Source organism: Haliscomenobacter sp., assembly GCF_033763495.1.
GTDB lineage: Bacteria > Bacteroidota > Bacteroidia > Chitinophagales > Saprospiraceae > Haliscomenobacter.
The window spans coordinates 1-19,784 of the sequence record NZ_JANRKL010000127.1; the positions used below are offsets into that span (position 1 = coordinate 1).

15 protein-coding genes are annotated in these 19,784 nt (G+C 48.4%); 6 read left to right on the plus strand and 9 right to left on the minus strand.

What is annotated here, in order from left to right:
• Positions 1 to 1,294, plus strand: a 1,294-nt coding sequence (locus SFV55_RS13295) for a radical SAM protein (RefSeq protein ID WP_320029998.1), incomplete at its 5' end; no start/stop codon positions are given.
• A gap of 59 nt (positions 1,295 to 1,353) precedes the next feature.
• The gene (locus SFV55_RS13300; protein ID WP_320029999.1) at positions 1,354 to 1,992 is read left to right on the plus strand and encodes an intradiol ring-cleavage dioxygenase; all 639 of its coding nucleotides are present in this window, start codon (positions 1,354 to 1,356) and stop codon (positions 1,990 to 1,992) included.
• Between the two features lie 10 nt (positions 1,993 to 2,002).
• Here the strand turns inward: SFV55_RS13300 and SFV55_RS13305 are convergent, their stop codons facing one another.
• The 8 genes from SFV55_RS13305 to SFV55_RS13340 form a co-directional block, all read right to left on the minus strand.
• Positions 2,003 to 2,479, minus strand: a complete 477-nt coding sequence (locus SFV55_RS13305; RefSeq protein ID WP_320030000.1) for a GyrI-like domain-containing protein — start codon at positions 2,477 to 2,479, stop codon at positions 2,003 to 2,005.
• 4 nt (positions 2,480 to 2,483) lie between these two features.
• Complete coding sequence (locus SFV55_RS13310; RefSeq protein WP_320030001.1) at positions 2,484 to 3,080, minus strand: pseudouridine synthase; 597 nt, start codon at positions 3,078 to 3,080, stop codon at positions 2,484 to 2,486.
• A 200-nt stretch (positions 3,081 to 3,280) separates the two neighbouring features.
• Entirely contained in the window at positions 3,281 to 4,777 is a 1,497-nt protein-coding gene (locus SFV55_RS13315; protein WP_320030002.1) for a DUF4173 domain-containing protein, read from the minus strand.
• A gap of 56 nt (positions 4,778 to 4,833) precedes the next feature.
• On the minus strand, positions 4,834 to 5,166 hold the full coding sequence (locus SFV55_RS13320; protein WP_320030003.1) for a transcriptional regulator: 333 nt from the start codon (positions 5,164 to 5,166) through the stop codon (positions 4,834 to 4,836).
• 103 nt (positions 5,167 to 5,269) lie between these two features.
• On the minus strand, positions 5,270 to 5,914 hold the full coding sequence (locus tag SFV55_RS13325; RefSeq protein WP_320030004.1) for a hypothetical protein: 645 nt from the start codon (positions 5,912 to 5,914) through the stop codon (positions 5,270 to 5,272).
• A gap of 56 nt (positions 5,915 to 5,970) precedes the next feature.
• The gene (locus tag SFV55_RS13330) at positions 5,971 to 7,638 is read right to left on the minus strand and encodes a formate--tetrahydrofolate ligase (protein ID WP_320030005.1); all 1,668 of its coding nucleotides are present in this window, start codon (positions 7,636 to 7,638) and stop codon (positions 5,971 to 5,973) included.
• A gap of 162 nt (positions 7,639 to 7,800) precedes the next feature.
• Positions 7,801 to 8,031, minus strand: a complete 231-nt coding sequence (locus tag SFV55_RS13335) for a ferredoxin (protein ID WP_320030006.1) — start codon at positions 8,029 to 8,031, stop codon at positions 7,801 to 7,803.
• Positions 8,028 to 9,254, minus strand: a complete 1,227-nt coding sequence (locus tag SFV55_RS13340) for a peptidase U32 family protein (protein WP_320030007.1) — start codon at positions 9,252 to 9,254, stop codon at positions 8,028 to 8,030. Before SFV55_RS13340 ends, SFV55_RS13335 begins: the two co-directional genes overlap by 4 nt.
• 160 nt (positions 9,255 to 9,414) lie before the next feature.
• Between SFV55_RS13340 and SFV55_RS13345 the strand changes: the two genes are divergently transcribed.
• Positions 9,415 to 11,865: a glycoside hydrolase family 127 protein gene (locus SFV55_RS13345; RefSeq protein WP_320030008.1), complete on the plus strand. Its 2,451-nt coding sequence runs from the start codon at positions 9,415 to 9,417 to the stop codon at positions 11,863 to 11,865.
• Positions 11,866 to 12,128: 263 nt separating this feature from the next.
• On the opposite strand, the gene SFV55_RS13350 is transcribed toward SFV55_RS13345, so the two are convergent.
• A complete protein-coding gene (locus SFV55_RS13350; RefSeq protein WP_320030009.1) occupies positions 12,129 to 13,067 on the minus strand; it encodes a hydrogen peroxide-inducible genes activator in 939 nt (312 codons plus the stop codon).
• 461 nt (positions 13,068 to 13,528) lie between these two features.
• Here SFV55_RS13350 and SFV55_RS13355 point away from each other — a divergent pair, with 461 nt between their 5' ends.
• The 3 genes from SFV55_RS13355 to SFV55_RS13365 are packed head-to-tail and all read left to right on the plus strand — an operon-like array spanning position 13,529 to position 19,721.
• Positions 13,529 to 16,405, plus strand: a complete 2,877-nt coding sequence (locus SFV55_RS13355; RefSeq protein WP_320030010.1) for a glycosyl hydrolase 115 family protein — start codon at positions 13,529 to 13,531, stop codon at positions 16,403 to 16,405.
• Positions 16,402 to 17,589: a mannonate dehydratase gene (gene uxuA, locus SFV55_RS13360; RefSeq protein WP_320030011.1), complete on the plus strand. Its 1,188-nt coding sequence runs from the start codon at positions 16,402 to 16,404 to the stop codon at positions 17,587 to 17,589. The genes SFV55_RS13355 and uxuA overlap by 4 nt, the downstream gene beginning before the upstream one ends.
• 26 nt (positions 17,590 to 17,615) lie before the next feature.
• Positions 17,616 to 19,721: an alpha-glucuronidase family glycosyl hydrolase gene (locus SFV55_RS13365; RefSeq protein ID WP_320030012.1), complete on the plus strand. Its 2,106-nt coding sequence runs from the start codon at positions 17,616 to 17,618 to the stop codon at positions 19,719 to 19,721.
• Positions 19,722 to 19,784 lie beyond the last annotated feature (63 nt).

Consider the following 19,784-nt stretch of genomic DNA (forward strand, 5'->3'; position numbering starts at 1 on the left):
ACTCAAGCACTCGCCATACGTGCTATACGCGGATACTGAAGGGAACGTTTTTGAGGACAAGAGCTTATACGCCGTTGGCCGTTCGGGATGGTATTGTGACCCCATTCCAGACGAGGACTGGATTGAACTGCCCGATGGTGGCTCTTTGTATAACCTGCCCAACCGCATACCGCTAGGGATTGATGTCAAAACCGGGGAAATGCGCCTTTGCGATCTGGGTTTTGCCGTAGCCGCTTTTGTTCCACCAGCACATACCGGATTGTACCTGGCCGCCTACGAAAATCAGCCCGAAGCCCCTACCCTTTCCCTGTTTTGTTACACTGCCGTAGGTTGGTACCGGGGCAAGTTTTATGTACCTGCCGTCCGAGTTGAAAATGACATTCGCCAGGAATGTGCAGGTTTTGACCACAATGTGGTTCAGCAAGGGGTTAAAGAATTGCGGAAAGCCTATCCGCACAACCGATTGGTAGAGCATCTCGCTGAAAATTGCGCCTTGACCTATACCTGCCCTGCCGCCCGCAACTACTTCATGGGCCGCTGGGAGTGCCCGGTTCCAGTATCTCCAGCTTGTAACGCCAATTGCATTGGATGTATTTCGGAGCAACCTGAGGATGAAACGGTGGTATCGAACCAAGACCGCTTGCAGTTCAAACCTACCCCACAGGAAATCATCGAATTCACCGTGCCGCATCTCGAATCCGCCCCTTATCCCTTGATCAGTTTTGGGCAAGGCTGCGAAGGGGAACCGCTGCTGATGTGGGAGACCATCCGGGATGCCATCATCGAAATCCGTAAATTCACCGACAAAGGTTCGATCAACATCAATACCAACGGCAGCAAGCCCGATGCAGTAGAAGCCCTGTGCAAAGTAGGATTAAACAGCATCCGGGTCAGCACCAACTCCCTGCAGCGCCACATTTACACACCTTATTACCGCCCCAACAACTACGATTTTGATGCTCTGGCTGAGTCGATCAAAATTGTAAACCGTTACGGCGGTTGGACGAGCATCAACTACTTTGCTTTCCCCGGCCAAACCGACTCGGTGGAGGAATACGAAGCCCTGCGCGCTTTCATCAAGGATACGGGCCTGAAAATGATCCAGTGGCGCAACTTCAACATCGATCCCGACTGGTACCTGGGCCGCATCAACTTACCGGACTCTGGGGAAATCCTGGGGATCAAGCAGGTCATGGAGTTGATCAAGGAAGAGTTTCCAGACATCAAATACGGCTATTACAATCCACCGATGGAGCGGATCAAAGGGAATTTTGAAGTTGATTTTGCCCATTAATGGCGTTTGGTTTGCAACGGTTTAAGGTCGGGATTGTCTTTCTTTAAAACCACCTCATCATGCGCAAGATATTCACTTTGTGTTCATTGGCTTTTTTAATCATCAATATTTCAATGCAGGCGCAAACCAAGGCCAGGCCCAAGGTTGGTGGCCCTTGTGAAGGCTGCAATCTGCTGTTTTTGGGCATCCCCAAAGCCATGAACAGTGTGGATACCAGTGCAGCTTGGGATGAAAAAGGGGCCAATAAAATCCTGATCAAAGGGACAGTTTACCAGCGTGATGGCAAAACACCTGCCCCAAACGTAGTGGTTTATTATTACCACACCGATACCAAAGGAAATTATACCCCGAATGCAGCTGTGCCCAAGGGTGCCGAGCGGCATGGGTACTTACGCGGTTGGGTCAAAAGTGACCAGAACGGGCATTACGCCATTTATACCATTCGGCCAGCATCTTACCCCGGCACTGATATCCTGGCCCATATCCACGTGACCATCAAAGAGCCCAAGTTGAAAGAACCTTATTACATCGATGAATTTTTGTTCGACGATGATCCCTTCATGACTCCAGAACGGCGCAAGGGCCATGCAAACCGGGGCGGGAACGGCATCTTAAAATTGGTAAAAAACGGAAATGGTTTGTGGGTGGCCAACCACGACATTATTTTGGGTTTGAACATTCCGAATTATCCAAAGTGATGGTTTTACGTTAAACTTTCACCTTAATCGGTATCCAAATCTCCTCTTCCGACTCCGGGTCGTTGTTTTTGTACTTTTCCCCCAACAATTCAAAATGCTCGCGATGGTCAAGGGCAAAACCAGAGTCAGGCAGCCATTCCTGAAAAATGTAGTTAAAAGTTTTTTGAAAGGCGCTGGCAGGCCCAATGTGTTGAAACACTGCATACAAACCACCAGCCAGTTCATACGTTTCCATTCCTTCGGGGATTACCTCAAAATCACTCACTTCCACCGCGGCCCATTTTACAAATTCAACATCCTCCTGGAAACTAGGTGGGGAACTGTAAATCTGCATGGAGTATAAATTGTTGTCCAGCTTGTTTTGGATTTTCATGCGATGGGGCATAAAGCTGCCCCACAACATCCCGGTGCGATCCTGGCCGAAACTCATTGGCATTTGTTTCCCCATCAGCTTCTTACTCGGTAGGGTTTCGATTCTTAAAAACATAGCCTCATTTGATTTTAAGGGCCTGATAAATTTCGCTTTGAGCGTATTCTTGATGTGCGCCCATCGGTAATTCCTCGAGGGCCAGGTTTTCAATTTTTATCCGCAACAAACGCAGCACCGGGAAGCCAACTTTGGCGCACATGCGCCGTACTTGCCGGTTTTTTCCCTCTTGCAAAGACAACTCCAGCCAGGTTTCTGGAATATTCGCCCGGTAGCGGATGGGTGGATTGCGCTCTGCGATCCCGGGTTGAGGTTCCAGCACCTTTGCCTTGGCGGGCAGGGTATGGTGTGTTTTTTTGTTGATGCGGATGTCGACGCCATTGCGCAGTTGTTGGAGTGCTTCGGCATCTGGATTCCCTTCAACTTGCACCCAATAGGTACGCCAATGGGCGTGGCGCGGGTCGAGCAATTTGGCATTGAGTTTGGCATCGTTGCTCAACAACAGGAGCCCTTCGCTGTCCTGATCGAGGCGGCCAATGGGGTAGACATCCGGCGGAAAAGGGCCCAAATCGGCCAGGGTCAATTGCCCGGCTTCTTCCGGTGTGAATTGACTCAGGTAACCATAAGGTTTGTGCAGAACGAAGTAGCGAAGTTGGCTCAAGGGGTGAATGGTTTTGCCCCAAAAATAGCAAGACTAAACAGATTAAAAACACAATTCTGTTTAACTATTTCGACTGAGATGCCCCTTAGATGTCTTAGATGGTGAAAAAACAAGCGGCGTAGCCGCCAAAAAACCTCTTTTTTCACCAATTAGTCATTTTTTTTAATTGAACCATCTAAGACATCTAAGGGACACCTCAGTTACAACACCTTAGCCGTTTTGACATCCGCCCAATTCCAACCTCGCCAATCCAACTTGGCCTGTCGCTGTTCAAAACGTTTAATTTTTGCCTGCAATTTCCGGTCTACCAAACGAGGATCTAAATTGCTTCTCTTTTGTAGTAATGCGTGTTCATTCAACAACAAAGGCAAATTTTTATCTGAAACTTCCTGTAACAAAAATGCACTGTCAATCGTATCATGGCGGGCCTGATTCAAATTGTAGCGTGTGATGAGCACATCCCAATTGGCCATACTCGTCAGCAACAAACTAGCGTACAAAAACCAGGCGTTGACTACCCAGAGGTAATACAAGGAACGCCGTTCCTGGATCATCACATACAGGGAATACAAGCCTAGAATAACCAATACCAAAAACCACAATACGCCCAATCTTTTGTAAGCCAACCCATATTCCGCAATGTAATGGTAATTGCGCCAGGCTACAGACAAGGCCAAAATCGTATTTTGCACAATCCAGGTATACGCCAAAGATTTCAGGCTTTGGTTTTTTTGCAAAAAATGCAGATTACCCCTAAAAAAATAGGCAATCACCCCCATGGCCAAAGCCAAAGCAGCAATCAACAAATAAGTGCCCTGGTGTACAAATTCACTCAACTCCGCAGCACTGTGCTGGTACTGATTCAGCCATACACCTTTGATGTCGGTTATATTGACCACCAGCAACAATGCATTCAACAATCCAAAACTCAATACCCCTGAATAATAATGCCGCCGCAGTGCCAAGGTAGGAATAAATGCTTTCAGGCTTGGCCTCTTGTGCACTTTCCTGAGGAAATAGCCCTGTTCTTGTTCCAATATTTCTGGCGTCCAAACCGAAGACCAAATCAGGACACTAATCAACAACATACCTTGTAAAAACAAAGCCAGGGCTTTCCATGGGCTGATCTTCGGCCACCAACTTAAAATTAAATCCACCAAACCCGCAAACTCAGCATTGGCAAAGTAATAAATGGTAAAAAATATGCCTAGCAAACATAGCGGAAAAATGGCCAAATACGTCCAGGTGCTGATGTTTCTAAAAGTGTCCTTGTATTGGGTTTCCCAGCGACGCCACCAGGTCACCGGGATGGTCAACAAGCTACTGATAGCCAGCATTATGGCAAACCCTAAAAACCGCAACTCGCGCGCCTGCGCAAAGCCCAGCAAGAGAAAAATCGACACCACATGCGTCAATTGGGCTAAAAGGGAGTGTTGCCAAACCACCGCGATGGCACTCAGCAATACCCCTCCCATCGCCAGCCAAATCCGTCGGGCTGATCTCATTTCCGGGTACAACAACCACACCGCCAGCAACAAAAAGCCGGAGAACAACAGTGCGTTGAGCCCCAACTGTGCCTTCCAGAACAATACGGTGTACCAGCTCGCCCCGCCGCCCAGCAAAAGTGTAATCCACAATTGGCCATTGAGGCTCCGCACTGGCCAGCTTAAATTTTCATTGATCATTAGATTCTTCATATTCTTAAAGTACTTTGAATTTCAAAGTATAGGTCAAAAAAAAATCCCAGCTCTTGCTATTCCTTTTTTTCGACTGCTTCAGGCCCAATTTGGTTGCGCAGATTGAGCAATTTTTCCAGGGCATCCAAATGGTCGTTAAAGGCTTTGCGGCCCAGAGCCGTTGCCCGGTAAGAAGTATTGGGTTTGCGCCCAATGAATTGTTTTTGTACTTCAATATAAGCTTCAGCTTCCAGTACTTTGAGGTGACTGGCCAAACGCCCATCGGTCAAGTCCAGCATGGTTTTGAAGGTAGTGAACTCCACCCAATCGTTGACCATCAGCATGGACATCACCCCCAGCCGCACCCGATTGTCAAACGTATCGCTCAAACCTTCAATGAGTACTTTCATGCTTTTTTGAGTTAAAGGGCGATGAAAAATAAGTGTTCATTTTTTACAATTAAACGATTCATTTTAAGCATCTTAAAAATGAACACTTATTTTTGCCCCACTACTAAGTACGTTCGTATTTGTAGTACATGTAAAGGCCATAGATGATGTGCAAGCCCCCAAATCCGAGTGCCCAACTCTCCAGCCCGTACCCTACATTGAAACAGGTGATCAATCCCAGGATGATTTCCGCATAACCCAATTGACGCACATCATCCAGGGTGTATTTGCTGGCGTTGACCAAGCCCAAGCCATAAAAGACCAAAGTGCTAGGTGCCACCAATCCCACCAAACCATGGTAAATCAAAGCCAGAATAAAAACGCCTCCAACCGCAACAGGAACAGCCAAGCTCAGGATCAAACGCCGGGTTAGAGTATCCCAGATTTTTTGGCCTTTTTTCTTGGCCTCGCGAGTCGTGAAATAAATGGCCGACAAAATAGCGAAAACCAGCACAAATGCAGCATCCAATGCAAAAAACACCCCCGCTTTGAGCCCCCAGCGTTCCAGTTCGGCCAGGTGCTCATAACTCAACTCATGGCGGTCAAAACGCCCCAAATACAATGCTGCCAAAGCTGCGCCGATCAATGCACATATGCCCGCACTAACCCCGGATAACCCACTAAGGGAAATAAACCGGGAGGAGCGCTCCATCAGGGAACGAATCTCTTTGAGGGTATCCAAAGATTGTTGGTGCTGCGGTTGGGTCATTTTGAAGTACTTTGAAACACAAAGTTAGTATAATCTTTGAAATTGTCAATACAATTTTAGCTCAATCCCGTAATTTTTCCATCCACAATGTCTATGTGTAAAGCCTGCGGGTCTTTGGGCAACCCAGGCATCCGCATCATTTCTCCAGCCACTGCCACGATGAAACCCGCGCCACGATTGATGATCAGGTTTTCAATGTGCAGCATAAAATCGGTAGCCAGGCCAATTTGATTGGGGTCGTCACTAAAAGAGTATTGAGTTTTAGCAATACAAACCGGGAGATGGGACAAACCCAGGGATTCAATTTTTTTCAAAGCGGCCTGGGCATTTTTTCCCAGCTCCACTCCCCTGCCCCGGTATATTCGGGTCACAATTTTGTGCAGTTTTTCCGGGATTTTATCCTCAAGTTCATAAGTATGGTTCAAGGCTTGGGATGGTCGTTTTTCCACCACCTCAATCAGTTTTTTTGCCAGTGGTTTTGCCCCTTCCCCACCCTCTGCAAAACCATTATTGGGGGCAAAATCAGCACCACGCGCACGACACCATTCGGCGGTAAATACCATTTCTTCACTGTTGTCGAAATGGTATTGATTGAAGGTAACCACTACACTTTGTCCAAAGTTTTGCAGGTTTTCCAGGTGCCGCTCCAGGTTTTTTAATCCTTCCTCCAGGCCTTTGAGATTGGGTTCTTTTATGGCTTCCAATGGGACACCACCGTGCAATTTGAGTGCTTGGGAGGTCGCAATCAAGACTGTAGCGCTGGGTCGCAAACCAGCCTTACGGCACTTGATGTTCAAAAATTTCTCCGCCCCCAGATCAGCCCCAAAACCCGCTTCCGTAATCACATAATCACCATAAGTCATCGCCATTTTGGTAGCCAAAACCGAGTTACAACCATGCGCGATATTGGCAAAGGGGCCACCGTGAATAAAGGCTGCCCCTCCTTCGAGGGTTTGTACCAAATTGGGATCAAGGGCGTCTTTCAACAATACAGTGATGGCTCCTCCCACTCCCAAATCAGCAACGGTAAAGGGTTTATTTTGAAAGGTATAGCCCAAAATAATCTGATCGATGCGTTGGCGCAAATCTTCCAAACTGGTAGCTAAACAAAACACCGCCATTATCTCCGAAGCAGGCGTAATGTCAAAACCTGCCTCTTGCGGAATGCCATTGTTTACACCGTTCAAGCCGGTAACAATATAGCGCAAGGATCGGTCATTGACATCCAATACCCGACGCCAGGTAACTTGTTTCAAGGCTTTGTCGCTACCCCGGTTCTGGTATTGGTAATTGTCCAACAAGGCTGCAATCATGTTATTGGCGCTGGTAATGGCGTGGAAATCGCCGGTGAAGTGCAGGTTGATGTCTTCCATTGGCAAAACCTGGGCGTAACCTCCGCCACAAGCGCCCCCTTTCATGCCAAAACAAGGCCCCAGCGAGGGTTCACGCAGGGCCAGAATGGCGTTTTTGCCCAGTTTGTGCAAACCTTGGGCAAGGGCGATGCCGACGGTGGTTTTGCCAATTCCCGCCTTGGTCGGAGTAATCGCAGTCACCAGAATAAGTTTGCTTTGGGCTACTTTGGCTTCGTCAATATTCTCATAAGGGATTTTGGCCTTGAAGCGGCCATAGGGAATAACTTGTTCTTCATTGATCCCTAATTTGGAGGCCAATTGGGCAATCGGGCGCAGGGTGGCAGATTGGGCGATTTCGATGTCGGTTTTCATAGGCGAGTAGGGCTTGCAATTTGGTTTGTTTGCAAGGTTAAAAAAAAGGCAGGAATTTGAGATGGGAAAAGAGTTATTTCAAGGATTAGAATGATTTTGGTCAACAAAAACCGAGGATAAAATTTTTCAACTTTTGGTTAAAGTAACTTAGGGACAACATCATCATTCAACCTTCTCCACCCGAATGATCCTTGCCGGACAATGCTTTGCTGCCAGCACATTCTCCACCCATTCCTCCTCATCCACCAGCACCAGATACATGCCCTTTTTTTCTTTGGCCCCAATCAAAGTGCATTTGCCATCCTTGCGCGAAATGCGCCAGCGCTGAGGGGCAGCTTCCACGCAGGCATTGCAGCCAATGCACTTGGCTCTTTGTTGAAAAATGCGGATCATTCTGCGTCAACAATTTTATACAATTTATCCGACGGGCGAATTTTTTCTAGCAAAATGAAGGTACAGTTTTCGCCGCGTTTGACCTGTTCTGCTTTCAGTCCATTGACTCTAAGTTCCTGAATCTTTTGCTGGATCACCCCAGTAGTTGGTCCAGTGACGAGGATTTCGTCGCCCACTTTCAGGGTTTGTGCTTCCAGGTTAAACTCAGCCACTTTGGCTTCATCAAAATACTTTACCCCTTTGCCGAGGTAAATTTTACGTTTGCTGGATTTAGAGCCATATTCGTTGTTCCACTCGCCCATGGTGCGGCCCAGGTAATAACCCTCCCAAAACCCACGATTGTACACCGTTGCCAGGCGGGTTTTCCATTCCTCAAAGCAGGATGGAGAGTAAGTGCTGGCCTCCAGCGCATCCAGGGCCTCCCGGTAACATTTGGTGGTGGTGTACACATAATCGGCACTGCGCCCTCGCCCTTCAATCTTGAGTACAGATACTCCGGCTTCAGCAACTTTGTCCAAAAAATCGATGGTACACAAGTCTTTGGCCGACATGATGTATTCATTGTCGACCTCAAATTCTGTTCCACTCTCCTTGTCGGTCACGATGTAAGAACGGCGGCAATTCTGAATGCATGCCCCTCGATTGGCAGATGAAAAATTGCTGTGCAAACTCATATAACACTTCCCGGACACCGCCATACACAAGGCCCCATGCCCAAACACCTCAATACGCACCAGTTGGCCCGATGGCCCAGTGATGTTTTGACGGGCAATCTCCCGGGTAAGTGCAGCAACCTGCATCAAGGTCAGTTCACGCGAAAGCACCATCACATCGGCATAGGCCGCATAAAATTCAATGGTATCGATGTTGGTGATGTTGGATTGGGTAGAAATGTGGACGGGCATTCCGGTTTTTCGGGCATAATTCATCACCGCAATGTCGAAGGCAATCAGTGCACTGATTCCGTTTTCGCGGGCTGCATCCACAATTTTTTTCATCAAAGCCAGGTCGTGATCGTAAATGATCGTGTTCAGGGTGAGGTAAGTTTTTACCCCTTGGTCCTGGCAGCGTTTGGCAATCTCTGGCAGGTCTTCCACCAAAAAATTGTTCGAGGAGCGCGTCCGCATGTTGAGTTGTTCCACCCCAAAATACACCGAGTTCGCTCCGGCCTGCATCGCAGCCATGAGCGCTTCAAAAGAACCGGCGGGTGCCAGTAATTCCATCTTTTTTTGTTTTAGCCTTCGGGTGGCTAAGGGAAATGTGCGGCAAAGTTAAGGAAAATCCGATGATTTTGTGTCCCCGTTTTATAATAGTCGCTTTTACAATTATCAAAGTTTTCTAACTTAGCCCCATCGATATCCATAAACCGTATCGCGGCAAACCATGAAAACCTTTTTGTACACCCTCCTATTCACGATCTGCGTAACTGGCCTGATCGCCCAACATGACCATGCCCACCACTACCCTATCCAAGCCATCCCCTTTCACCAGGTTAAGCTTCAAGACAAACTTTGGGCACCCCGTCTGGAAGTCGTTCGTAACTCCACAATTCCACACGTTTTTAGAAAAAACCAGGAAACTGGACGGGTAAAAAATTTCGAAATGGCTGCCTCCAGCAGCCCAGATCGGGTTTGTTCAGTGTTTCCATTCGACGATACGGATTTGTACAAATTGATCGAAGGCGTTGCTTATGCTTTACAAACCAAAACCGATCCCAAACTGCAAGCCAAAGTGGACAGCTTGATCGCCATTATTGGTGCTGCCCAAGAACCAGATGGTTATCTCTACACCTTTCGGACCATTGTGGAACGCCGCAATAATCCCAATTTGGTGGCCAATGTGGATGCTCGCGGAGCCAACCTGAGCTGGTTGAGCGGTCCCCGTTGGGCCAAAGAGGACGACCTTAGCCACGAGTTGTACAATGCGGGGCACTTGTATGAGGCAGCGGTGGCCTGGTACGAAGCCACCGGAAAAAGAAACCTGCTGGACATAGCCCTCAAAAATGCGAATCTGGTCGACCAGGCCTTCGGTCCAGGCAAGTTGCAAAAGGCTCCTGGGCATCAGGAAATAGAATTGGGTTTGGTCAAATTGTACCAAACAACTGGGGAAAAACGCTGGTTGGATTTAGCCAAATTTTTCATCGATGTGCGTGGATATGGTGAACCATACAGTCAAAACCACCTCAAAGTTAAAGATCAACGTGACGCTCAAGGCCACGCCGTTCGCCTGGCTTACATGTATGCTGCTGTCACCGATATCAGCGCTCTGACTGGTACCGATGAATACAGCACAGCACTAAAAGCAGTGTGGGAGGACATTGTAAACAAACAAATTTACATTACTGGTGGCGTAGGAGCTACGGGTAGCAACGAAGGTTTTGGTGGAGCCTACGACCTGCCCAATTACAGCGCTTATTGTGAAACCTGTTCCTCGATTGCTTTTGTCAACTGGAGCCATAAACTCTTTCAACTCACTGGCGACGCCCGCTATCTGGACGTAGTAGAGCTGACCTTATACAATGCGCTGAATGCCGGTATGTCCTTGTCGGGCGACCATTTCTTTTACCCCAACCCGCTGGAAAGCCGCAAAAATGTGGCGCGTACCGAGTGGTTCAGCTGTGCCTGCTGCCCCCCCAACCTAGTTCGTTTTTTCAGCTCACTTGCTGGGTTGTTTTATGCTCAGAAAGGGAACGACCTTTACCTCAATCTTTTTGCAGCTAGCCAGACCAGTTTTGAAACTACCAAGGGCAAGAAAAAAATCGTGGTAGACCTTCAGCAAGAAAGTGACTATCCCAACAACGGGTTGATCAAAGTGCACGTCAATCCTGCACAAACCAATACTTTCAGCCTAAAAATCCGCATTCCCGGATGGGCTCGTGGCGAAGCCATCCCCTTGGGTTTGTACAATTTTGTAGATGCAAAACCCCAGGCCATAACCTTCAAGGTGAATGGCAAGGTCTTCCCTGCCAGTGTCAAGGGTGGCTACGCCGCGATTACCCGTAGTTGGAAAAAAGGTGATGTGCTTGAATTTGAACTACCCATGGATGTGCAACGCGTCGCAGCTCACCCGCTCGTGAAGGCGGATGAAAAACGATATGCCCTGAAAAGTGGCCCCTTTGTGTATTGCATCGAAGGCAGCGACCAGGCCGATGATCGGGTATTGAATATGCTCGTGAGCAAGGATGCCAAGATCAGCCGCCAGTTTGAACCCAATCTCCTTGGTGGTCAGGCTACCTTGCAATTTGAAGGGCAATTGGTGACCAAAAAACTAAGCGAAACCAGCGCTGAACTGAAACCCATGTCCCTCAAGGCCATTCCCTATTATGCCTGGGCCAACCGGGGCCGGGACAACATGTTGGTTTGGTTGCCTTACGAGGTCAGTGTGGCCAAGGCCATTGCCCAACCTACCTTGGCGAACAAGAGCAAATTGACTGCCTCACCCGAGCTGAAAGGTGCATTGACCGCTGCGAGCGACCAATCCGCACCCAAAACTTCGGGCGATGGCGAAAGTACCTATGTGCATTGGTGGCCACATTTTGGTACCCAGGAGTGGCTGCAGTATACCTTCCCTGAGGCCCAACAGGTCAGCAAGGTTCGGGTCTATTGGTTCGACGATGGGGCTACGGGCGGCGGGTGCCGGGTGCCCCAATCCTGGCGGGTGCTGTACCTCGACAATGGGGAATGGAAACCGGTAACCACCAGCCAGGCTTATACCACCAACAAAGACGCCTGGAATGAGGTAAAATTTGATGCGGTAAAAACGACGGCAATTAAAATAGAGTTGCAGTTGAAGGAAAGGGTATCGGCTGGAGTGCATGAATGGGAAGTGGAATGATTAAAGATTTGAGGTTTATTGATCATTTGGAAATGATATAAGCTATTTTGAGTTACGAGTTAAGAGTACATGAGTTTTTTGAAGTAAAGGGCGAATAAATGAAGAAGGAGTTTAGAAGTGGGCTGCCGCAGCGGCTTAGACGTAGCCTTTGTACAAGTTGCTGCGGTAGCCCACTTCTAAACTCGTAAGTCATGTATTCGGAACTCGTAACTCAAAAAAAATCATCAATTTGCTGATAACCAAACTATTACAAGCACATTAAATCACCCAATTTCCACCACCCTTCGCACCTTCTCTTCTTGCAAAAACAGCGGCAAACTCCGCAAAATTGACTCCTTCAAAGCCCCCAAAATCCTCCGTTTGCTAAAATGTGGATGGGTCAATAAACTGATTTCCCGCACCGGAGCAGGTGCCTGGAAAAAACGAACATATTGCATCTGATCCTCATCCAGATCCAGGACTGCCAATTGGGGCAAGATGGTGATGCCCGAATGATTCTCCACCAGTCGGCGCAAGGTTTCGAGGCTACCAGCTTCGTAAGCGATATTGCTCCAGCCACTTTGCGCCTTTTGTAAAGCACAAAGGTTCACCACCTGATTGCGCAGGCAGTGCCCTTCTTCCAATAGCACCAAACGATTGGGGTCGATGTCATCGGTGATCAAATACCGTTTTTCCAAAATCGAAGCTTCTTTGGGTGCATAGGCCACGAACTCTTCATAAAACAGACAGTCTTTGACAAACATATCCTCATCAGTAGGTGTAGCCAGAAGTAACGCGTCCAGCTGTTCCCGTTTGAGTAAGGCCAACAGGTTTTCAGTGGTTCTTTCGTGTACGTGTAATTTGATATCGGGATACCGATCCGAAAAATCTTTTAAAAACAGGGGCAAAAGATAAGGGGCCAGGGTGGGAATAATGCCCAAGCGAAACTCTCCGCTCAAGGTTTCACAGTGATCACTCACCAGTAAGCGCAAGGCCTCCGCTTCGCGCAGCACCCGGCGGGCCTGTTGAATGAAAGGAATGCCCAATTCGGTCGGCAGGATGGGTTGCCGGCTGCGGTCGAAGAGCTTTACTCCCAACTCGTCTTCCAGTTTTTGTAAAGCTGCGCTCAAGGAGGGCTGCGCCACATGACACTCTTCAGCGGCGGTTGAAAAACGGCGGTGGTTGTCCAGGGCTACGACGTATTCTAGTTGTTGAAGTGTCACTTATTGATAGCTTTTACCTATGCAAATATAAAAACTATTACTATTTTAAATGAAATTAAACCCAGATTTTTGTAAAAACCAAATGGTTGAATACAATTAATTGACAGAATTGAACGCAGAGATTTTGGATCAATAATATTTGCTTGTGCGTGTGTCCAAATTCCAGCTCCAATATTCGAAAAAAATACAACCGATTTCATTTTAATAAATAAAAACGCGGGGCATTATTTGGGTTTACAGCAAAAATCCACTGATTTATTGACTTTCCCCCTGGAAATGCTGCAAAATATTTCATACAATCGATTTCGTAAATCAAAATCCTTTTGCGACATTTACCCCAGGATTCCGCACATGTCAAAATGTTTTTTTCAAGCGAAAATGATTTGACATGAGCTCAGTTTTTTCATCACCAGCATACCTACATCGACATGTGTATCCAAAACCTGCTTCGAATAATTTTGATGCTTGGATTACCTGGTTCAACCATCGTAAACGCACAAATAGCAGGCGGGGCTCGGTATGTAAGTGAAACGGCAATCCAGGATGGTTTTGCGCTGTTTGCCAAGGGCCAAGTGGCCACGATTGTAGCCAGCAAACAAGATTATGCAGGAGTGGACCGGGCCATCCACAATTTGCAGACAGATTTATCAAAAGTAACCCAGGCGAATGCCGATATCGTTTATGACCAAATTCCCAAGGGTAAAAAATCCATCGTGCTCATTGGCACGCTGGGCAAACACCCTTTAATCGATCAATTGGTCAAAAGCAAAAAACTCAATAGCTCCGACTTGCCCGGCAAGTGGGAAACCTTTTCTATTCAAACTATAAACAAACCTTTTTCCAACATCGATAAGGTACTGGTAATCGTAGGCAGTGACAAACGTGGTACGATTTTCGGTGCCTACGATGTATCCGCTCAGATTGGCGTCTCTCCCTGGAATTGGTGGGCTGATGTGCCTGTCCAAACCAAATCGGCACTTTACATCAAGCCTGGTGTTTACTCCCAGGGCGAACCCAAGGTCAAATATCGTGGGATTTTCATCAACGATGAGGCACCCGCGCTTTCTGGTTGGACCAAGGAAAAGTTTGGCGGTTTCAACCACCAGTTTTACGAAAAAGTATTCGAACTCATCCTGCGCCTGAAGGGCAACTTCCTCTGGCCAGCCATGTGGGGCAATGCCTTTTACGACGACGATCCCTTAAATGCCCCCTTGGCTGATGAATATGGGGTGGTCATCAGCACTTCTCACCACGAGCCGCTCATGCGCGCGCACGACGAATGGCGTCGCCACGGAAAAGGGCAATGGAACTACACGAACAATGATTCTACTTTGCGCGAATTCTGGCGAGCAGGCATCAAACGAATGGGGAATAATGAAAGTGTGGTCACCCTGGCCATGCGTGGCGATGGCGACGCGCCGATGACCCAGGGCACTGCCATTGAACTACTCGAACGCATTGTGAAGGATCAGCGCCAAATCATCGCGGAAACAACCGGGAAACCCATCGAACAAACGCCCCAAGTCTGGGCCCTATACAAAGAAGTTCAAGATTATTACGACAAAGGCATGCGGGTGCCCGACGATGTGACCCTCTTACTTTGTGATGACAACTGGGGCAATATCCGCAAACTGCCCAAACTTGATGCCAAACCCCGGGCTGGTGGTTACGGCATTTATTACCATTTCGACTATGTGGGTGGGCCACGCAATTACAAATGGCTCAATACCAATCCGCTGCCTCGCATTCATGAGCAGATGAGTTTGGCTTACACTTACGGTGCCCGCCAAATCTGGGTGGTCAACGTGGGCGACATCAAACCCATGGAATTCCCCATTTCCTTTTTTTTGGACCTGGCCTGGGATCCTACGCGGATTAAGTCCGATCAAATTGATCAATACAGTGAACAATGGGCTGCCCAACAATTTGGCCCAACTTACGCCAAAGACATTGCCGGACTTCTGGCCAAATACGCCAAATACAATTCCCGGCGCAAACCTGAATTGTTGAGTCCGGATACCTATAGTTTATTGCACTACCGCGAAGCTGAAACGGTGGTCAAAGATTACAATGCTCTTTTGGCCCTGGCTGAAAAAATCAATACCAGTCTGCCTCCATCATACCACGATGCTTTTTTCCAATTGGTGCTGCATCCGATTAAGGCTTGCGCCAATTTGAATGAGTTGTATTACACTGTAGCACTCAATCGCCTGTATGCCAAACAAGGGCGTAGTGCGACCCATAAAATGGCCGAAAAAGCCCGGGCATTGTACCAGCGCGATAGCGAAATCAGCGACTATTACAACAAAACCCTGGCCAATGGTAAATGGAACCACATGATGGACCAAACCCATATCGGTTATACTTATTGGCAGCAACCAGCTCAGAATAAAATTCCTGATTTGAGTAGTTACGAAGCACCCATAGCAGCTAAAATGGGAGTTGCAGTAGAGGGAAATGCACTGGTGCGCACGGATGCTTCAGATCCACTGGTTTTGCCTGGCTTTTATGCTCAAACACCAGAAATTGGGCACTACCTGGATGTTTTTAACCAGGGGATAACTCCTTTTACTTACCAAATCACATCCACAACCAATTGCCTGCAAATTGAGCCCCAACAAGGAAAAATTGAAAACGAACAACGGATTGAAATTCGGGTAGACTGGAGCAAAGCTCCACCTGGTTTCTCCCGCTTTCCGCTCCTCATCAAAGCATCTACAGGTCAGGAGATCAGCGTATATGTCGATGTGCAAAATATCATCAGTCCTGAACTCAATAATTTTAAAGGTTTCGTTGAAACCGATGGATATGTATCAATGCTCGCGGAGCATTTTTCCCGCTCTCTTGAAAGTCCAGAAGTAAAATGGCAGCAATTGCCCGACATTGGCCTCCAGGCAGGAGGTATGACCAGTAGTCCGGCTACGGCAAGCATCAAAACGCCCGGACCGGGAAGTCCTTGTCTGGAATACTCTTTTTACAGTGGTAAAATTGGTGAAACCAGGGTCAATGCCCTTTTCTCTCCTACCCTAGAATTCAACGAATCCAGTGGTCTGCGTTACGGCATTTCTATCGATGACGGACCAATTCAAACTGTAAATTTGCACCAGGATAAATCAAACCAAGCTTGGGAACGCAGTGTTGCCAATAACGTTCGCAGTCTATTCTCTACACATGTGTTAACTCAGGCAGGAGCACATACTTTGAAATACTGGGTAATTGATCCGGGGATTGTTTTACAAAAAATCGTCATCGATTTGGGCGGGGTAAAAAATGCTTATCTTGGCCCCCCGGAAAGCCCACGTAAAGAATTGTTAATCAGTCCAAATTCTAAAAAATGATTCAAACCATGCGTTGGTTTGGGCCAAAAGATCCGGTAAGCCTTGCCCACATCCGTCAGGCGGGCTGTACAGGGGTGGTCACAGCCTTGCATCAAATTCCTGTAGGTGAAATCTGGTCACCAGAAGCCATCGCCGAACGAATTGCTATCATCGAAAAAGCAGGAGGTCTGCATTGGTCGGTAGTAGAGAGTTTGCCCGTTCACGAGGCCATCAAAAAGGGCTTGCCCAGTCGCGAGCAATACATCGCCAATTATCAAACTTCGTTGCGCAATCTGGCCGCCGCTGGCATCAAAACGGTGTGCTACAATTTTATGCCTGTACTAGACTGGTCACGCACCGATCTGGTGTATGAATTGCCCAATGGTGCCAAAACCTTGCGCTTTGTTTGGCAGGATTTTGCGGTGTTTGATTTGTGCATTTTGAAGCGCCCGGGAGCTGATCAGGATTACACACCCGAGGTGCAAAAAGCTGCGGTCGCCCAGTTTTCCAGCATGAGTCACCGAGAAAAAGACAAGTTACAAAAGACGGTATTGTTGGGATTGCCGGGTTCAGAGGAAGCGTTTACACTGGATACATTTCAGGGTTTATTGGACAATTATGCCCAGATTGGTGACGCGGAATTACGGCAAAATTTGTATTTCTTCATCCAAGAGGTTGCGCCAGTAGCCACTGAATGTGGCATCAACCTGTGTATCCACCCCGATGATCCGCCCCGGCCACTGCTGGGTTTGCCCCGGGTGGTCAGCACTGCCGCCGACCTGCAACAATTGCTGGAGGCATGTCCGGTTCGCGCCAATGGGATTACTTTTTGCACGGGTTCTTTGGGGGTTCGCGCCGACAATGACCTGCCCAGCATGTTTTCCCGTTTTGCCGACCGCATTCATTTTATTCACTTGCGGGCTACCAAACGAGAAGATAATCCTCTGAATTTTCACGAAGCCGATCACCTTACGGGGGATGTGGACATGTATGCCGTGGTCAAAGCGATTGTACTGGAAGAAAGGCGCCGTGCTGCTGCTGGTTACAAAGATGCCCAGATCCCTTTCCGCCCCGATCACGGCCACCAGATGCTGGATGATTTGGGTAAAAAAACCTATCCAGGTTATTCGGCCATTGGCAGATTGAAAGGTTTGGCAGAAATTCGGGGTTTGGAATTGGGCATTCGAAATTCGGTGGATTGCTAAACTGTCACGAACAAACAAACAAAAACATGAGATACAAAATTTGCCTTTTCCTACTCTTACTGGCCAGCATGGTAGCCAAAGCCGATGATGGCTACCGCCTTTGGTTGAAGTACGACCTGCTCAAAAACACCTCGGTTCGCGCTCAATACCTAGCCTACGCCCAATACATCGCCTACAATTCTTCAGACCCCGTTGCCCAAACCGCAGTCCGGGAATTACAGACAGGTTTGCAAGGCCTGTTGGGCAAAACCATCCGACTACAAAACACCGGCAGTGCTGCGCCAGGGGGCATCGCGCTAAACCTAAATTCAACGCCTATTGCCAACTTGGGCACTGAAGGCTATAACTTGGCCATCCAAAATGGCCACATCAACATCAGTGCCAATACCCCTTCCGGGCTCTTGTACGGCGCTTTCGCCCTGCTCCGCAAAGTACAAACCGCTACTCCGGCAACCCAAATCCAAGGAAGCAGCACCCCTAAGGTGCAATTGCGCATGCTGAACAACTGGGACAACACCAATGGTACCATCGAGCGCGGTTATGCCGGTGCATCCCTCTGGAAATGGTATGAGTTACCGGAAAACATCGATCCTCGTTACCGCGATTACGCCCGGGCCAACGCCTCCATTGGCATCAATGCCGTGGTACTCAACAATGTCAATGCCAGTGCCCGTTTTATGACCCGCGAGTATTTGCTCAAGGTCAAAGCATTGGCCGATGTGTTTAAACCCTATGGAATTAAAGTATTTCTTTCGGTCAATTTTGCTGCACCGCGTATCTTAGGCAAGTTGAAAAATTCCGACCCGCTCGAACCAGCAGTGCGGCAGTGGTGGGTGGAAAAGGCCAAAGAAATCTACGGCATTATCCCTGATTTTGGTGGTTTTTTGGTAAAAGCCAACTCCGAAGGAGAACCTGGCCCTCAAGACTTTGGTCGCACTCATGCCGATGGCGCCAATATGTTGGCAGAAGCCGTAGCCCCCTTTAAAGGCATCGTCATCTGGCGGGCATTTGTGTACAAAGCCGACCCTAAAGGAGATCGTTTCAAGGCCGCCTATGAAGAATTCAAGCCCTTTGACGGCAATTTTTTGCCCAATGTGGTGGTGCAGGTGAAAAATGGCCCGATTGATTTTCAACCCCGTGAGCCCTTCTCACCCCTCTTCGGAGCCATGCCCAAAACCCCACTGGCCATGGAGTTCCAAATTACTCAGGAATATCTCGGTTTTTCTACCAACCTGGTTTACCTCGCCCCCTTGTTCAAAGAATGCCTGGATGCCGATACCTACGCCAAAGGGCCCGGATCAAGTGTAGCCAAAGTCATTGATGGCAGTTTGCATCAATACCCCATCAGCGTCATGGCCGGAGTGGCGAATACAGGTTCGGATCGGAATTGGTGTGGGCATTTGATGTCGCAGGCCAACTGGTACGCCTTTGGTCGCCTGGCCTGGGATCACCAATTGAGTAGTGCCAGCATTGCTGAGGAGTGGATCAAGATGAGTTTGTCCCAGGACGCCACTGCCTTGACCACCATTCGCAACATCATGGAGCGTTCCCGGGAGGTGTATGTCGATTTCACCACTCCCCTGGGCTTGCACCACATTATGGGGCAAGGCATCCACTATGGGCCTGAGCCCTGGTTGGAGCGCAGCGCCCGCCCGGATTGGACATCGATTTATTACCATCGGGCTGATTCGATTGGATTGGGTTTTGATCGGGGGGTGAATGGCAGCAATGCCCTGGGTTTGTACCACCCCGATGCAGCCAAAGCCTGGAGCCAGGTGGATAATTGCCCTCTGCCTTACTTGTTGTGGTACCACCATGTACCCTGGGCCAAAAAACTCAGCACCGGGCGCAGTCTCTGGGATGAGTTGTGCACCCGTTATTACACCGGGGCCGAAGCAGTGGCCACCATACAAAAAGAATGGGCCGGCCTGAAGGGAAAAATGGACGCTGAAATCCATGCTGATGTATCTGGCAGGTTGGCCGCACAATACCGTGAAGCCTTGTGGTGGCGCGATGCTTGTGTTTTGTATTTTCAGACCTATTCCCAAATGCCGATTCCCGCGCCCTTTACCCCACCAACTCGAACCCTGGAAGAGATCAAGTTATTGGTGCAGATTTACCAGTATCGATAATTTGTGAAAATTTAGCACCCCACCTTCGGTGGAGTGTGTTTTTATACAGCAACAAATGACACA

Excerpts from the sequence above, each read along its gene's own strand:
- SFV55_RS13325 (WP_320030004.1), bottom strand. The coding sequence starts at position 5,914 with ATGACCCAACCGCAGCACCAACAATCTTTGGATACCCTCAAAGAGATT.
- SFV55_RS13320 (WP_320030003.1), bottom strand. The coding sequence starts at position 5,166 with ATGAAAGTACTCATTGAAGGTTTGAGCGATACGTTTGACAATCGGGTG.
- SFV55_RS13300 (WP_320029999.1), top strand. The coding sequence starts at position 1,354 with ATGCGCAAGATATTCACTTTGTGTTCATTGGCTTTTTTAATCATCAAT.
- SFV55_RS13340 (WP_320030007.1), bottom strand. The coding sequence starts at position 9,254 with ATGGAATTACTGGCACCCGCCGGTTCTTTTGAAGCGCTCATGGCTGCG.
- SFV55_RS13315 (WP_320030002.1), bottom strand. The coding sequence starts at position 4,777 with ATGAAGAATCTAATGATCAATGAAAATTTAAGCTGGCCAGTGCGGAGC.
- SFV55_RS13335 (WP_320030006.1), bottom strand. The coding sequence starts at position 8,031 with ATGATCCGCATTTTTCAACAAAGAGCCAAGTGCATTGGCTGCAATGCC.
- SFV55_RS13305 (WP_320030000.1), bottom strand. The coding sequence starts at position 2,479 with ATGTTTTTAAGAATCGAAACCCTACCGAGTAAGAAGCTGATGGGGAAA.
- SFV55_RS13355 (WP_320030010.1), top strand. The coding sequence starts at position 13,529 with ATGCTTGGATTACCTGGTTCAACCATCGTAAACGCACAAATAGCAGGC.
- uxuA (WP_320030011.1), top strand. The coding sequence starts at position 16,402 with ATGATTCAAACCATGCGTTGGTTTGGGCCAAAAGATCCGGTAAGCCTT.
- SFV55_RS13345 (WP_320030008.1), top strand. The coding sequence starts at position 9,415 with ATGAAAACCTTTTTGTACACCCTCCTATTCACGATCTGCGTAACTGGC.
- SFV55_RS13330 (WP_320030005.1), bottom strand. The coding sequence starts at position 7,638 with ATGAAAACCGACATCGAAATCGCCCAATCTGCCACCCTGCGCCCGATT.
- SFV55_RS13365 (WP_320030012.1), top strand. The coding sequence starts at position 17,616 with ATGAGATACAAAATTTGCCTTTTCCTACTCTTACTGGCCAGCATGGTA.